Raw genomic sequence first — 14952 nt, 5'->3', positions numbered from 1 at the left:
CCGCCCAACTCCGTCAGCTTCCTGCGCATCCGGCCGGAGGCCTGACGGCACCGCCGCCGGGTACCCCCTGGTGCCCGGCGGCGGACCGGTCGTCGGTGCCAGGGGTCAGTCTCCCGAGCCCACCTGCGCCGTTTCAGCGGCGGTGGGCGGTGCCGTCTCGCGGTGCGCCGCCGGGCGCAGGCCCGGCAGGAAGGCGGCGAAGAAGAGCGCGACGAGCGCCGCGCCGGCGCCGATCGCCATGATCACCCGGAAGCCGTCGATGGAGGGGACCGTGGCGGCGCCGAGCGTGACGGTCATCTGGGCCAGGATGACGCCGGCCACCGCGCTGGAGACCGAGGTGCCGATGGAGCGCATCAGCGTGTTGAGGCTGTTGGCGGCGGCGGTCTCCGATACCGGCACTGCCGCCATGACCAGCGCGGGCATGGCCCCGTAGGCGAGGCCGATGCCGGCCCCGATCACGCTGGAGACGATCATGAGCTGCCAGACGGCGGACATCAGCGCGACGCCCAAGCCGTAGCCGGCGGCGACGACCACGGCGCCCACCATCAGGGTCACCTTGGGGCCCCTCGCCTTGGAGATGCGGGCGGACACCGGGGCCATGGCCATCATCACCAGGCCCGACGGCGCCATCACCAAGCCGACGACCATCATCGTCTGCCCGAGGCCGTAGCCGGTGGCCTCCGGGAGCTGGAGCAGCTGCGGCAGGACCAGCGACATCGCGAACATCGCGAACCCGAACACGGCCGACGCGAGGTTGGTGAACAGCACCTGGCGGCGGGCCGTGGTCCGCAGGTCGACCAGGGGCCGGGCGGTGCGCAGCTCCCAGCGGCCCCACAGCGCGAGCACGCCGGCGGCCGCGCCGAACAGGCCGAGGGTGGGGGCGCTCGACCAGCCCCAGTCGGCGCCCTTGGAGATCGCCAGCAGCAGGCAGATCAGCCCGGCCGAGAGGCCGATGGCCCCCACCAGGTCGAAGCGCCCGCCGGTGCGGACCTCGGACTCCGGCACCAGGGTCAGCACGAGCACGGTGACGACGGCGCCGAGGACCGCGGCGGTCCAGAACAGGACGTGCCAGTCGGTCTGCTCGGCGAGGAAGGCGGCGGCGGGCAGGCCGAGCGCGCCGCCCACGCCAAGGGACGCGCTCATCAGCGCGGTCGCCGAGCCGAGGCGGTCGGCCGGCAGTTCGTCGCGCATGATGCTGATGCCCAGGGGGATGACGCCGGCCGCCAGGCCCTGGAGGGTCCGCCCGATGAGCATGGGCACGAGCGTGTTGCTGAGGCCCCCGATGGCCGAGCCCACGACGAGCAGCACCAGGCTGATCAGGAGCATGCGCCGCTTGCCGTACATGTCCCCCAGCCGCCCCACCACGGGGGTGGCGACGGCGGCGGCGAGCAGTGTGGCGGTGATCACCCAGGAGGCGTTGGCGGTCGAGGTGCCCAGGAGCTCCGGGAGCCGCGGGACGAGCGGGATCACCAGGGTCTGCATCAGCGAGACGGTGATCCCGCCGGAGGCCAGGACCGGCACGAGTGCGCGGTTCCGCCGGGGGCCGGACGCCTTGGTGGATAAGGCGTGAGCGGTGTTCATGGAGGGCCTTCCGTCTCGACGTGCGGTGCTGCCGCTTATCCCGCTTTTATTTAAGTCAGTCGCTTGACTTACATTATGCGATCGGGTTGGCTGGCCACGAATCGCACACCGGACGCGGAGGGCGCCACATGGTGGGTCAGATGGTGGATCAGGGCGGCAGCGGGCAGGCGTTGAGCTACCCCATCCCCAGCGAGGCGGCACTGGAGCCGCCGGCGGAGTGGGCGGAGCTGCGGCAGCAGTGCCCCGTCGCGCGGGTGAAGCTGCCCAGCGGCGACGAAGCGGCGCTCGTCACGCGCTACGAGGACGTCAAGCAGGTCCTCTCCGACCCGCGGTTCGGCCGGCGGCTGGACGCCGACGGCGCCGCCCGGATCGCCGACACCGAGTCGGGCGGGGTCTTCAACAGCGACATGGCGTCCGCGCTCCCCGAAAGCGGCGAGGGCCACCTGAAGTGGCGGCGGATGGTGGGCAAGTGGTTCACCGCCAAGCGCATGTCCGCTCTACGCCCCGGGATCGAGGAGATGGCCGAGCGGCTCATCGACGACATGGTGCGCAACGGCCACCCCGCGGACCTCACCGCGAACCTGGGCTTCCCGCTGCCGGTGTGGGTGATCTGCGACATGCTCGGGGTGCCCGAGTCCGACCGCGACCGGTTCTCCTTCTGGTCCGACACGCTGCTCAACCTGACCAAGTACTCCGAGGCCGAGATCGCCGCCGCGCAGGCCGACTTCGCCGCGTACATGACCGCCCACATCGCCGCCACGCGCGCCGAGCCCGGCGACGACATCCTCAGCGAGCTGATCACCGCCACCGATTCCGCGGGTGAGCCGATGCCCGACGCGGCGCTGATCGCCACCGGCATGGGGCTGCTGGTCGCCGGGCACGAGACCACCTCGAACATGATCGGCAAGATGGTCGCGATGCTGCTGTCCGACCGGCGGCGCTGGGAGCGCCTGCTCGCCGACCGCTCCCTGGTGCGCACGGCGGTGGAGGAGGTGCTGCGCTTCGACGCCAACGGCGGCTTCGGGCTGCCGCGCTTCATCACCGAGGACACCGAGATCGGCGGCACGGTCGTGCCGACCGGCACCACCGTGATCTGCAACATGGCGGCGGCCAACCGCGACGAGAGCGCCTTCGCCGGCGCCGGCGGCATGGAGCTCGACCGCAGCCCCAACCCCCACCTGGCCTTCGGCTCCGGTGCCCACTCCTGCCTCGGGCAGTCCCTGGCCCGCACCGAGCTCCAGGCCGTCCTCGACGTGCTGCTGCGCCGGCTGCCCACCCTCGATCTCGCGGTCGACGCCACGGACCTGCGCCGCCGCGAGGGCCTGGTCGTCGGCGGCCTGGACGAGGTCCCGGTGCGGTGGTGACCGTGGCCGCGAGGAGCGCGCGCGCCGAGCGGGCCGAGGAGACGCGGGAGCAGATCATGTCGGCCGCCGAGCGGCTGTTCGCCGACCACGGCGTGCGCGCGGTGTCCAACCGCCAGGTGAGCGAGGCGGCCGGGCAGGGCAACAACTTCGCCGTCGGCTACCACTTCGGCGGCAAGGAGGACCTGGTGCGCGCCATCGCGCGCAAGCACTCGCAGCACAGCGAACGGCGGCGCCGGGCCATGGTGGCCGCCCTCGGCGGCGGCTCCGACGACGTCCGGGACTGGGTCGCCTGCCTGGTGCGCCCGGTGACCGGGCACCTGGCCGAGCTGGGCAGCCCCACGTGGTTCGCCCGGTTCGCCGCGCAGGCGATGGCCGACCCGTCCTTCGCGCCGATCATGGTCGACGAGGCCCTCACCTCGCCTGCCCTACAGGAGATCGTCGACGGCATCGACCGGTGCCTGCCCGCTCTGCCCGCCGAGGTGCGGACCGAGCGCGACGAGATGGCCGGCTCCCTGATCATCACCACCTGCGCGCGGCGGGAGCGCGCCCTCGCCAACGGCACCCCCACCCACCGCTCCACGTGGGACGACGCGGCGACCGGGCTGATCGACGCCATCGCCGGGCTGTGGCAGGCACCGGTCACCCCCGCACGAGAGACCCGAGAGGTACCGGGGCCCGTCACGGCCCCGTCCGACGAGCACACCGAGGAGGACCAGCGGTGAAGATCAGTGTGGACGAGGACAAGTGCTGCGGCGCCGGCCAGTGCGTGCTGCTCGCGCCGGAGGTGTTCGACCAGCGCGACGACGACGGCATCGTGGTCCTGCTCGACGCGCAGCCGGACGAGGGGCACCATGCGGCGGTCCGCGAGGCCGCCGATGTGTGCCCCGCCGCGGCGATCGCGCTGGACGAGAGCGCATGACGGTCCCGTCGAGCGTCCTCGTGGTCGGCGCCTCGGCGGCCGGGCTGTCCACGGCCGAGGCCCTGCGGCGCAAGGGCTACGAGGGGGCGCTGACCCTGCTGGGCGCCGAACCGCACCCGCCCTACGACCGGCCGCCGCTGTCCAAGCAGGTGCTCTCGGGCACCTGGGACCCGGAGCGGGCCCGCCTGCGGCCGCAGGAGACGCTGGACCGCCTGGACGCCGAGTTCGTCCTTGGCGACCCGGCCACCGGGCTGGACGCGGCGGAGCGCACCGTCCGAACCGCCTCCGGCCGCGTCCTGCGGGCCGACGCCGTGGTCGTCGCAACGGGGCTGCGGCCCCGGGCCCTTCCCGGGCAGGACGGCCTGGCGGGCGTGCACGTGCTGCGCACACTCGGCGACGCCGCGGCGCTGCGCGCGGACCTGCTGGAATCCGGGCGGGTCGTGGTCGTCGGCGACGGCGTCCTGGGCGCCGAGGCCGCCGCCACCGCGCGCGGGATGGGCCTGGACGTCACCCTGGCCGGGCCCCAGCCGACCCCGCTGGCGCTCCAGTTCGGGCCCCTTGCTTCGGGGCTCCTCGCCGGCCTGCACACCGAGCGCGGGGTCGCCCTGCGGCTGGGCACCGCGGTCAGCGGGCTGGCCGGCCGCGACGGACGGGTCACCGGCGTGCGCCTGGACACCGGGGAGGTGCTGCCCGCCGACACGGTCGTGGTCGCGCTCGGCGCCGCCCCCGCGACCGAGTGGCTCGCCGGCAGCGGCCTGCGGGTCGACAACGGGCTGGTGTGCGACTCCCATTGCCGCGCGGCGGAGGGGGTCCACGCCGTCGGCGACGTCGCCCGCTGGCACCACGACCGGCTCGGCGCCCTGATCCGGCTGGAGAACCGGACCAACGCCACCGAGCAGGCGGCCGCGGTCGCCGCCGACATCCTCGGTGAGGGCCGGGCCTACGCCCCGGTGCCCTACTTCTGGACCGACCAGTTCGACGCCAAGATCCACGTCCACGGGGTGCTGTCGGCCGACGCCGAGGCCACCGTCGTGGACGGCGACGTCGCGGACCGGCGCTTCGTCGCGCTCTACCGCCGCAACGGCGCGGTCACCGGGGTCCTGGGCTGGAACATGCCCAAGCAGGCCCGCGTGCTGCGCCGGCGCCTCGCCGACGCGTTCTGGGACCCCGCGGAGTCGGACCGGCTGTCCGCGCCCCTGGCCGCCGGCTCCCCCGCGGGCCGGTGACCCCGCCGCCCGCCCACAGCGGGCCCGCATCCGATGTTGGAGGAACACGATGACCACCACGTCCGACCAGGTCGCCGCGCACGGGGCCGAACCCCCGGAGTTCCCGATGGAGCGGGCGGCGAGATGCCCGTTCGATCCGCCCCCGGCCCTGCGGACCCGGCAGGAGGAGGGCCCGCTGTCGCGGGTCCGGCTGTGGGACGGCAGCACCCCGTGGGTGGTGACCCGCTACGCCGAGCAGCGGGCGCTGCTGGCCGACCCGCGGGTCAGCGCCGACATCACCCGTCCCGGGTACCCGAGTTCCGCCCCCGTCACCTCGGGCAAGATCGGGTTCATTCTGATGGACGACCCGGAGCACGCCCGGATGCGGCGGATGGTGACGGCGCCCTTCACGATCAAGCGGGTCGAGGCGATGCGCCCGGCCGTGCAGAAGATCGTGGACGACCTGATCGACGCCATGCTGGCGGGCCCGGCGCCGGTGGACCTGATGCAGGCGTTCGCCCTGCCGGTGCCGTCGCTGGTGATCTGCGAGCTGCTCGGCGTGCCCTACGCCGACCACGACTTCTTCCAGGAGAACAGCAAGCTGCTGATCAGCCGCGAGGTCGCGCCCGAGGAGCGGGGGGCCGCCCACGGCCGCCTCACCGCCTACCTGGACGACCTCATGGGCGAGAAGCTCGCCGCCCCCGGTGACGACCTGCTGTCGGGCCTGGCCGGCCGGGTCACGGCCGGGGAGCTGGCGCGCGAGGACGCGGCGGCCATGGGGGTGCTGCTCCTGCTCGCCGGGCACGAGACCACCGCGAACATGATCGCGCTGGGCACGCTGGCCCTGCTGGAGCACCCCGGCCAGCTGACGGCCCTGCGCGAGTCCGACGACCCGAAGCTGGTGGCCGGGGCCGTCGAGGAGCTGCTGCGCTACCTGAACATCACCCACAACGGGCGGCGCCGGGTGGCGCTGGAGGACATCGAGATCGCCGGGCGGACCATCCGCGCCGGCGAGGGCCTGATCATGGCCAACGACATCGGCAACCGCGACCCCGAGGTCTTCGACGACCCCGACCGGCTGGACATCCACCGCGACGCCCGCCGCCACGTGGCCTTCGGCTTCGGGGTGCACCAGTGCCTGGGCCAGCCGCTGGCTCGGATGGAGTTGCAGGTCGTCTACGGCACGCTCTACCGGCGCATCCCCACGCTGCGGCTGGCCGCGGACCTGGAGGAGCTGCCGTTCAAGCACGACGGGTCGGTGTACGGGGTCCACGAGCTCCCCGTGGCCTGGTGACACCTGCGGACAAGGGGGATCTCATGAAGGTGACCGTCGACCAGGACAAGTGCGTGGCGTCGGGGCAGTGCGTGATGGCCGCGATGGAGGTGTTCGACCAGCGCGACGAGGACGGCGTGGTCGTGCTGCTCACCGCCGACCCGCCGCCGGAGCAGGCCGAGGACGTCCGGCAGGCCGCGGCCGTGTGCCCGGCGCTGGCCATCGCCGTGGAGGGGTGAGGGCCCGAGGGCGGCGGCCCCCGGCGCGGCCGGAGAGAGCCGGGTCCCCACAGGGGCGGGGCGGGAACCCGGCGTGTCGCCGCACCGCCCGGGCTGAGCCCGGGTCGGCTCCCGGTAGTCTAGTCAATACCCATAGAGAACGCTAGAGGCGCCGCACCCCATGGGGTGCGGCGCCCGGTCATCCGTGCGTGAGCGGGGGCCCGTCCCGCCGGTCCGCTCCCGCCGCGGCGGCGGCGCGTTCCCGGGCCGGGCCGGACGCGGGCAGCCGGACGGTCACCTCCAGGCCGCCGCCCTCGCGCGGGGCGGCCGTCACCTCGCCGCCGTGGGCGGTCACGACGGAACGGACGATCGACAGCCCCAGGCCGCTGCCGCCGCCCGCCCGGTGCGTGCGGACGTGGCCGCCCCGGTGGAACGGCTCGAAGAGCACATCGGCGTCGGCGATCTCCGGGCCGGTGTTGGCCACCCGCAGCACGGCGCCGCCGTCGCTCCGCTCCACCCCGATGGTGACCTCTCCATCTGCGCGGTTGTACCGGATCGCGTTCTCGACCAGGTTGCGCACCAGGTGCTCCAGCAGCACCGGGTCGCCCGGCACCTCGGCCGGGACCGTCTCGGGGCGCAGCGTGACGCCCGCGGCCGACGCGTCCGCGGCGAGCAGCCGCACCACCCCGTCGACGGCGTCCGCCAGCTCGACCGGCTCGGTCGCGTCGATGCCGCGGTCGGAGCGGGCGAGCAGCAGCAGTCCCGCTATCAGCCGCTCGCTGCGCTCCACCGAATCCAGCACCCGGTTCACCGCGGGCTTGAGATCATCCGGAACCCGGCCCTGCTCCAGGGGCACCTCCACCGCCGCGCGCTGGACCGCCAGCGGGGTGCGCAGCTCGTGTGAGGCGTTGGCGACGAACCGGCGCTGGCTGTCGAACGCCGCCTGCAGCCGCTCCAGCATGCCGTCGAAGGTGTCGCCGAGCTCTCGGAACTCATCGGCCGGGCCGGTCAGGGCGAGCCGGCTGTCCAGATCGCGCTCGGACAGTCGGCGGGCGGTCTCGGTGACCCGGTGCAGCCGGCGAAGCGGGCGCCCGACGATCAGCCACCCGGCCGCCGCCGCCAGCACCGTGATGCCCGCGAGGGCCGCCGCCGAACGCAGGAGCAGGTCGGAGAGCACCCCCTCCTGGTAGGCGTCGAGGACCTGGAGCGATATGGGTGTCCCGCTGGAAGGCGCGGCGTCCCCGCTGGAGGACGCGGCATCCCCGCTGGAGGGCGCCCAGCCGTCGGATTCCCCATCATCGGTGGGGCTCACCGGCTCGGTCGAGGCCGGGCCGCCGGAGGGCCCCACCTCGGGGAGGGCGTTCGGTTGCCGGGGTTCCGCCTCCGCGTCGGAGAGCATCACGCTGCGGCTCGCCAGGCTCTCCGACACGATCGAGTAGTTCAGGGCCACCAGGAGCGCGCCGCCGACGAGGAACGCCGCGGTGTAGATGAGGGTGAGTTTCGCCCGCACGGTGACGCGGCCCCACACCGGGCGCGCGGTCGTCGCCTCCGGAACGGGATCCGGCGCTGAGCGGGCGGAGGGCTCCGGGATCGGATCCGGGGTCGAGGGCGCGGCCATGTCAGACCCGGTACCCCTGGCCAGCGACGGTCTCGATCACGGAAGGGGCGCCGAGCTTGCGGCGCAGTCCGTGCACGGCCACCTTCAGCACCCCGCTGAACGGGTCGAGGTTGGCGTCCCACACCTTCTCGATCAGCTGCGTCGCGGAGACCGGGGCGCCGTCGGCGCGCAGGAGCTCTTCCAGGATGCCGAGCTCCTTCGGCGACAGCGCGATCGGCCGTCCGTCGCGCGCAGCGGTGCGCCGGTTGGTGTCGACCTCCAGGCCCTTGCGCCGCAGCACCGGCGGGGCGGCGGGCCGGGCGCGCCTGCCGAGCGCGCGGACACGGGCCACCAGCTCCCGGTAGGCGAAGGGCTTGGCGAGGTAGTCGTCGGCGCCCAGGCCCAGCCCTTCCACGCGGTCGTCGAGCTCGCCGGACGCGGTGAGCATCAGTACCCGGGCATCGACATCGGGGTCGGCCACCACGCGGCGGCACACTTCGTCGCCGTGCACGATCGGCAGGTCCCGGTCCAAGACGATCACGTCGTAGCCGTGGACCGTGGCCATCTCCAGGCCGGAGTCGCCGTCGAAGGCGACGTCCACGGCCATCCCTTCACCGCGCAGCCCCTCGGCGACCGTCTCCGCCAGAGACGGCTCGTCCTCGACGACCAGCACCCGCATCCGCTCTCCCCGCATCCGCCCGTCACCGCCCCCGCACCGGGGCGGAATCCGCTGTCGCGGGCCCCGATCGGCCACGGGGTCCCGCGCGTCCGCCCAGAAATAGTCCCACGGCGGTTAGGCCGCGGTTAGCACGCGTACTCCGCCGCGGACGGCCGCCGGGCGAGGCCGTCGCCCCTAACCGGTGGCTAACCCGGGGTCCGCTGACATTGGGGCACCGGCGGCCGGAGGGCTCCGCGCCGCGATGACGGGACAACGGAACGGATGGGACGAACATGCGAGCGATCACCGCATACGCCGCCTCGGCGCTCTTCGCCGGGCTGCTGCTGACCGGATGCGGCGTCGGCGGGTCCGGCGGCGGGTCCGGGGACGCCGCCGGCGAGCCGGCGGGCGCCGATTCGAGCGCCTCCTTCGACGAGGCGTTCCAGGAGTACGCGCAGTGCATGCGCGACAACGGCGTGGACATGGAGGACCCCGTCCCCGGGGAGGCCCGGCCGGCGCTGGAGATGAACGAGACCACCGAGGCGGCGCTGGAGGAGTGCGAGGACCTGGTGCCCGTCGACGAGAACGCCCCCTCCGAGGAGGAGCGGCACGAGCAGGCCGTCGAAACGGCGGAGTGCCTGCGGGAGCACGGGATCGACGTCCCGGACCCCGAGCCCGGCCAGGGGCTGACCCTGAGCCTGGGTGACGGGAGCGACGAAGATCGCGAGGCCGCCGCGGCCTGCGCCGGCATCGACCCGCAGCAGCTGGAGGCTGAAGGGGATGCGGGCCAGTGAGCAGCGATCAGTCCGCGCCCGACCTTCTCCGGCCCGAGGTCGCCGATGACCAGGCCCCGCCCCGGGGCCGCGGAGGACTCACCGCGGTGACCGCCCTGTTCGCCGTCGCGGCGCTGGCCCTTTCGGCCGATGAGCACGTGCCGATGTCCGAAGGACCCACGAACCGATGAGCAGCGATCAGTCCGCGCCCGGCCTCCCCGGGCCCGAGGGTGGCGACGGCCCGGCTACGCGCCGCCGTCGCGGGGCGCCCATCGCGGTGGCCGCCTGTGCCGGCGCCGCGGTGCTCGCCGTCACCGCCGGCGCGGTCCTGTGGATCCGCCCCTGGGCGTCCGACCGGCCAGAGACCCCGGACGCCGGGCCCACGGCGGAGGTGGAGCGCACCACCCTGGTCCGGACCGAGACCCTGGAAGGCACCCTCGGCTACGCCGGGAATGCGACCGTCTTCGCCGGCGGCGACGGTGTGGTCACCTCGCTGCCCTCGACGGGGGCGGTCCTGGAGCCGGGGGACCAGGTCTATGAGATCGACGGGGAGCCGACCGTCCTGCTCCGGGGCGACACCCCCGCCTACCGCGTACTCGAACCCGGTGTCAGCGGAGACGACGTGCGCCAGTTCGAGCAGGCGCTGGCCGAGCTGGGATACGGCGGGTTCACCGTCGACGACGAGTACACGGCCCTCACCGCCGACGCGGTGCGGCGCTGGCAGGAGGACACCCCCGGGATGAAGGTCACGGGCACGGCCGATCCGGCGCACCTGTCGTTCGCGCCGGGGCCCGTGCGCGTCGCGGGGAAGGAACTGTCGGTGGGCGAACAGGCCGGCCCGGCGGCTCCCGTTCTGACCACCAGCTCCGAGGACCACGTCGTCCGGGTCGACTTAGCGGTCGCCGACCGGGAACTGGTGGACGAGGGCGACGAGGTCACCGTGTCCCTTCCCGAGGGCGGCACGGCAGAGGGCGAGGTGTCCTCCATCGGGTCGGTCGCCGAGGAGCCCGAGTCCGAGGACCCGGGTGGCGACGAGGAGGGTGACCCGACCGTCGAGGTCGTCGTCACCTTCAGCGGCGACGCACCCGAGGACCTGCTGGACCGGGCGCCCGTGGACGTCGAGGTGGAGAGCGACGCGAAGGAGGACGTCCTCGCGGTCCCCGTGAGCGCCCTCATCGCACTGCCCGGCGGCGGGCACGGCGTCACCGTGGTGCGCGGCGGGGAGGCGATGCGCGACGTCCCGGTCGAGACCGGGTGGTTCGCCGACGGGATGGTCGAGATCAGCGGCGACGGCGTCGACGAGGGCACGGAAGTGGTGGTGCCGAAATGACCGGGGTCATGGGGGCGCCCGCACCCACCGGGGAGGACGGGTCGATGGCCCCGGCGGGCGCCGCGGCCGCAACGGTCGCCGAATTCACCGATGTCTCCCGCACCTACCCGGGCGGGGTCCGCGCCCTCGACGGGGTGGACCTGCGGATCGGCGCCGGCGAGCTGGTCGGCATCGTCGGCCCGTCGGGGTCGGGGAAGTCCACGCTGCTCAACCTGCTGGGGACGCTCGACCGCGCCACCTCCGGGGCCGTCCGGATGTTCGGGCACGACCTGGACGGGCTCGGGGACGACGGCACCTCGGCCCTGCGCGCGCAGCGCATCGGGTTCGTCTTCCAGCAGTTCCACCTCGCGCCCAACGTCACCGCCGTGGACAACGTCGCCGACGGGCTGCTCTACGCGGGGGTCCCGGCGCGGCGGCGCCGGGAGAGGGCGCAGGCCGCGCTGGCCCGCGTGGGCCTGGCCGACCGGGGTCATCACCGGCCGCACGAGCTTTCGGGCGGGCAGAAGCAGCGCGTGGCGATCGCCCGCGCCGTTGTAGGGGAGCCGGAGCTGGTGCTGGCCGACGAGCCCACCGGCGCGCTCGACACCGCCTCGGGGGCGGCGGTGCTGGAGCTGCTGCGCGACCTCAACACGGCGGGCGCGACCGTCGTGATCATCACCCACGACCGGGACCTCGCTTCGGGCCTGCCGCGGCGCGTCGAGGTGCGCGACGGCCGGATCGTGGCGGACACAGCGGGCACGGACGACGCAGTGGGCACAGAGGGCACCGCCCGGGCGGGGGCCGCGCGGTGACCCGGCACGGCGACCGTCGCGGGCGCGCGCCCGGCCCTCCCCCGTTCGCGCCCTCCCGGATGGCCCTGGCCGACGTCCTGCGCACGGGCGCCGGCGGGCTGCGCGCCCGCCCCACCCGGGTGGTGCTGTCGGCCCTGGGGATCGCCATCGGGATCGCGGCGATGGTCGCGGTGGTCGGGATCTCCGCGTCGAGCCGCGCCGAATTCGACGCGCGCCTCGCGCAACTGGGCACCAACCTCATCACCGCGGCCCCCGGCGACAGCCTCTTCGGGGGCGAGGCCGAGCTGCCCCCCGAGGCGCCGGAGCGGGTGGGGCGCATCGACGGCGTCCAGGACGTCTCCCAGGTCGCGCAGGTCGAGGACGTGCGGGTCTACCGCAGCGACCTGATCCCCGAGGAGGAATCGGGCGGGATCGCCGTCTACGCCGCCGACCTTGGGTTGGTCGACGTGCTGCGCGCGCAGGTGCGGCTCGGCGAGTGGCTGAACGGGTCGACCGCCGAGTATCCGGTCGTCGTCCTGGGGCACACCGCCGCCGAACGGCTCGGGATCACCCGCATCGGGCCGGATACGCGGGTCCTCATCGGCGACGAGTACTACAGCGTGGTGGGCGTGCTCGGCCCCGTGACGCTGGCCCCCGAGCTCGACAATGCCGCCCTTGTCGGCTGGCAGGCGGCGGCCGACGGCCTGGGCATGAACGGCCACCCCACGACGCTGTACACGCGCGCCGACCCCGAGCGCGTGAACGAGGTGCGCGAGCTGATCGCCCCGTCGGCCAACCCCGAGTACCCCAACGAGGTGGAGGTGTCCCGGCCCTCGGATGCGCTGGAGGCGCAGCAGGCCGCGGACCGGTCGTTCAACGGGCTGCTCGTCGGGCTGGGCGGGGTCGCGCTGCTCGTGGGCGGGATCGGGGTCGCCAACACCATGGTGATCGCCGTGCTGGAGCGCCGCGGCGAGATCGGGCTGCGCCGGGCCCTGGGCGCCACCCGCGGCCGGATCCGCACCCAGTTCCTGGTGGAGGCGATGGCGCTGTCGGCGCTCGGCGGGGCGGTGGGCACCGCCCTGGGGGCGACGGCGACCGCCGCCTACGCGCTCTCACAGGACTGGCCGGTGGCGGTGCCGTGGTGGGCCGCCGCCGGCGGGATCGTGATGACGGTGCTGATCGGGGCGGTGGCGGGGCTGTGGCCCGCGCTGCGCGCCGCGGCCCAGTCGCCCACCGCGGCGCTGGGCGGGGGCTGATCCCGCAGGAGGGGGAACGGCGTCGGTCCCTCGTGGCCGGCCACGGATGTGGCCGACCGCGAGGGGCCGCGTGCGCCCTGGGGGGGCAGGCGGCACGGTCCTGACCCGCGGGGCGGGCTAGTCGGCGGCGAGCCAGCCGGCGAAGTCCGCCGGGTCCTCGAAACCGTAGGCGAAGCGGTCGGCGAGGGCCTGGTCGGCGTTGGCCTGCGTGAACGCCTCCAGCACGGCGGGCGCGGCGGAATGCAGGATGGTGCCGAGCCGCCCGCTGAAGTGCTGGGCGTGGTCGTAGTAGGCGTCGAACGCGCCCTGCATGAACTCCTCGTCGAAGGGGCGGTCGCCGTGGTCCAGGATCGCCTGGAGGTAGCGCTCCGCGCTCACGGCGGCGTTGTCGGCCTCCTGTTGCAGTGAGGTGGAGACGGTGATGAGGGTGTCGCCCATGCCCAGGACGCTGGCGCCGCAGGGGAGGGCGGCGATCGGCTTGCGGACCTGGGGGGTGGCGTAGTCGATGGTCGCGGCCTTCTCATCGATGAGGCCGGCCTTGGCGAAGAGGTCGTACTGCCCCGGGACTTCGTCGCGCATCCACGCGAGCATGCGGTCCCAGTGCTCCTCGGCTCCGATGCGCGTCGGCCAGTCCGCGAGGGTGGCGTTGTAGCCGCCGTGGAAGTAGACCAGCCGGCAGGGGCCGTTGGCGGCGTACGAGGGCAGCGTGCAGAGCGCGGCGCCGCTGGGCAGGAAGTCCACCACGACGTTGTCGTGGTCGGGTCCTTCGACCACGTTGTCGACGTAGGCCATGGCCGTGGGGACCGGTCCCCTGGCCTCGGGGGAGCGCTCCGTGTCGACCGGGAACATCTCCGCCAGCCCGGAGTGGCCCGCGGCCACCACGATGAGATCGAACATCGGAGCGAGGCCGTCGAGGTCGTCGCTGGTCACCGCGTGGATGATGGTCTTTCCGCCCCTTTCGTCGAAGCGGTGCATCCACTCGGACATCTTGAGGCGCTCGTCGATGGACTGGGCCGGCGACGGATACCAGCCGGTGAAGTCGAAGGGGTCGAGGACCCCGGGGACGCCGGCCGAGCGTACGGTCAGCCCCTTGATGGTGGGGGCGTCGTCGTCCCAGCGGTTGAGGCCGAGCTCGCGTTCGGGGCCCAGCCGGTTACCGTGCATGATCTGCACGGATACCGCCCGGCCGTAGTACAGCTCTTCGGCGGTTCGCGCCGTCATGAGCGTGACATCGTAGTCGTGGTGGCGCAGAGAGAGGGCGAGCTGAAGGCCAGCCTGGCCGCCCCCGACGATCAGAATCTTACGCATTGCCTCTCATTCGCGAATTGTTTTGCGGTCTGTCAACGGTCGCTCTTTATTGATCATCGACCGGGTTTCGCCGATCCGCCCGAAATTGTTCGGCGGACAGCTGTGCCCCCGGCCGTCCGGCAGCGCCACCTGCCGACCGGCCTCCGCACACGCGAATACCCCCTCCGGCGAGTGGTCCCTCCCCGATGATTTTCGGGTTTGTCACAATTACAACACTCGCCGCACTGTTGTCCATATAAGGCCTTCCGGGCGGCACCCGAAACCACCGGCGGAACGGCGCACGCCGGGCCGAACCGCCCGGGCGCAGAGGGTCAGCCGCGGCCTCCGGAGGTGGCACCACCTGGGGCATCGTCGCCGCCGCGGTCGCGCCGAGGGGGGACATCCCCCAGGTCACCCCGGCCCGCCCGCGGCTCCCGCCCGCCTTCGGGCCATCCGGGCTCCCCCGGCGCCCGCGGCTCCCCCGGCGCGCCGGGCCCGCCTGACACGCCGGGCCCGCCTTGGCCGCCCTGTTCGCGCGCGGCGCGGTCGCGCCGGTCCTTCTCACGTTCGGCCGACCGGACCCCGTAGGTCAGGATCCCCACGACGAGCAGGATCAGCAGCACCGGAACGGCGACCCCCGCCAGGATCGCCACCAGCCACTCCAGGGCGGTCCCTCCATCCACGGCGGACACCCCCTCCTCCATCGCCCCGGCCCCGTACG

General features: G+C 74.0%; 16 protein-coding genes. 11 read left to right on the top strand and 5 right to left on the bottom strand.

The window, feature by feature from the left end:
- Positions 1-105 precede the first annotated feature (105 nt).
- On the bottom strand, positions 106-1581 hold the full coding sequence (locus ACFOVU_RS08825; RefSeq protein WP_378531697.1) for an MFS transporter: 1476 nt from the start codon (positions 1579-1581) through the stop codon (positions 106-108).
- 140 nt (positions 1582-1721) lie between these two features.
- On the opposite strand from ACFOVU_RS08825, the gene ACFOVU_RS08820 reads away from it, so the two are divergent.
- Genes ACFOVU_RS08820 through ACFOVU_RS08795 form a run of 6 tightly spaced genes read left to right on the top strand, consistent with a single transcriptional unit; the run spans position 1722 to position 6581 of the window.
- Positions 1722-2945, top strand: coding sequence for a cytochrome P450 (locus ACFOVU_RS08820; RefSeq protein ID WP_378531695.1), 1224 nt, complete (start codon positions 1722-1724; stop codon positions 2943-2945).
- A complete protein-coding gene (locus ACFOVU_RS08815; RefSeq protein ID WP_378531814.1) occupies positions 2942-3667 on the top strand; it encodes a TetR/AcrR family transcriptional regulator in 726 nt (241 codons plus the stop codon). Before ACFOVU_RS08820 ends, ACFOVU_RS08815 begins: the two co-directional genes overlap by 4 nt.
- Positions 3664-3864 carry a ferredoxin gene (locus ACFOVU_RS08810; RefSeq protein ID WP_378531693.1) on the top strand — a complete coding sequence of 67 codons (201 nt, stop codon included), beginning with the start codon at positions 3664-3666 and terminating at the stop codon, positions 3862-3864. Before ACFOVU_RS08815 ends, ACFOVU_RS08810 begins: the two co-directional genes overlap by 4 nt.
- The gene (locus tag ACFOVU_RS08805) at positions 3861-5090 is read left to right on the top strand and encodes an NAD(P)/FAD-dependent oxidoreductase (RefSeq protein WP_378531691.1); all 1230 of its coding nucleotides are present in this window, start codon (positions 3861-3863) and stop codon (positions 5088-5090) included. Before ACFOVU_RS08810 ends, ACFOVU_RS08805 begins: the two co-directional genes overlap by 4 nt.
- Before the next feature lie 49 nt (positions 5091-5139).
- The gene (locus ACFOVU_RS08800) at positions 5140-6363 is read left to right on the top strand and encodes a cytochrome P450 (RefSeq protein ID WP_378531689.1); all 1224 of its coding nucleotides are present in this window, start codon (positions 5140-5142) and stop codon (positions 6361-6363) included.
- Positions 6364-6386: 23 nt separating this feature from the next.
- The gene (locus ACFOVU_RS08795; RefSeq protein ID WP_378531687.1) at positions 6387-6581 is read left to right on the top strand and encodes a ferredoxin; all 195 of its coding nucleotides are present in this window, start codon (positions 6387-6389) and stop codon (positions 6579-6581) included.
- A gap of 178 nt (positions 6582-6759) precedes the next feature.
- Here the strand turns inward: ACFOVU_RS08795 and ACFOVU_RS08790 are convergent, their stop codons facing one another.
- Both ACFOVU_RS08790 and ACFOVU_RS08785 read right to left on the bottom strand, forming a co-directional pair.
- Positions 6760-8178 carry a sensor histidine kinase gene (locus tag ACFOVU_RS08790; protein ID WP_378531685.1) on the bottom strand — a complete coding sequence of 473 codons (1419 nt, stop codon included), beginning with the start codon at positions 8176-8178 and terminating at the stop codon, positions 6760-6762.
- 1 nt (position 8179) lies between these two features.
- Positions 8180-8836 (bottom strand): response regulator transcription factor, encoded by a 657-nt coding sequence (locus ACFOVU_RS08785; RefSeq protein WP_378531683.1) that lies wholly within the window; start codon positions 8834-8836, stop codon positions 8180-8182.
- Between the two features lie 272 nt (positions 8837-9108).
- Between ACFOVU_RS08785 and ACFOVU_RS08780 the strand changes: the two genes are divergently transcribed.
- From ACFOVU_RS08780 to ACFOVU_RS08760, 5 genes are read left to right on the top strand one after another with little or no spacing between them, the layout of a single operon-like run.
- The gene (locus ACFOVU_RS08780) at positions 9109-9609 is read left to right on the top strand and encodes a hypothetical protein (protein WP_378531681.1); all 501 of its coding nucleotides are present in this window, start codon (positions 9109-9111) and stop codon (positions 9607-9609) included.
- A complete protein-coding gene (locus tag ACFOVU_RS08775) occupies positions 9606-9779 on the top strand; it encodes a hypothetical protein (protein ID WP_378531680.1) in 174 nt (57 codons plus the stop codon). The genes ACFOVU_RS08780 and ACFOVU_RS08775 overlap by 4 nt, the downstream gene beginning before the upstream one ends.
- Positions 9776-10918, top strand: coding sequence for a peptidoglycan-binding protein (locus tag ACFOVU_RS08770; protein WP_378531678.1), 1143 nt, complete (start codon positions 9776-9778; stop codon positions 10916-10918). Before ACFOVU_RS08775 ends, ACFOVU_RS08770 begins: the two co-directional genes overlap by 4 nt.
- Positions 10919-10962: 44 nt before the next feature.
- Positions 10963-11709 (top strand): ABC transporter ATP-binding protein, encoded by a 747-nt coding sequence (locus ACFOVU_RS08765; RefSeq protein WP_378531812.1) that lies wholly within the window; start codon positions 10963-10965, stop codon positions 11707-11709.
- A 59-nt stretch (positions 11710-11768) separates the two neighbouring features.
- On the top strand, positions 11769-12944 hold the full coding sequence (locus ACFOVU_RS08760; RefSeq protein WP_378531676.1) for an ABC transporter permease: 1176 nt from the start codon (positions 11769-11771) through the stop codon (positions 12942-12944).
- A gap of 117 nt (positions 12945-13061) precedes the next feature.
- Here the strand turns inward: ACFOVU_RS08760 and ACFOVU_RS08755 are convergent, their stop codons facing one another.
- Entirely contained in the window at positions 13062-14252 is a 1191-nt protein-coding gene (locus ACFOVU_RS08755) for a styrene monooxygenase/indole monooxygenase family protein (RefSeq protein WP_378531674.1), read from the bottom strand.
- 311 nt (positions 14253-14563) lie between these two features.
- Positions 14564-14923: a hypothetical protein gene (locus ACFOVU_RS08750; RefSeq protein WP_378531672.1), complete on the bottom strand. Its 360-nt coding sequence runs from the start codon at positions 14921-14923 to the stop codon at positions 14564-14566.
- Positions 14924-14952 lie beyond the last annotated feature (29 nt).

Source organism: Nocardiopsis sediminis (assembly GCF_042650565.1).
GTDB lineage: Bacteria > Actinomycetota > Actinomycetes > Streptosporangiales > Streptosporangiaceae > Nocardiopsis_B > Nocardiopsis_B sediminis.
The sequence above is the reverse complement of the archived record's forward strand: the minus strand, read 5'-3'. Positions and strand labels throughout refer to the sequence as shown.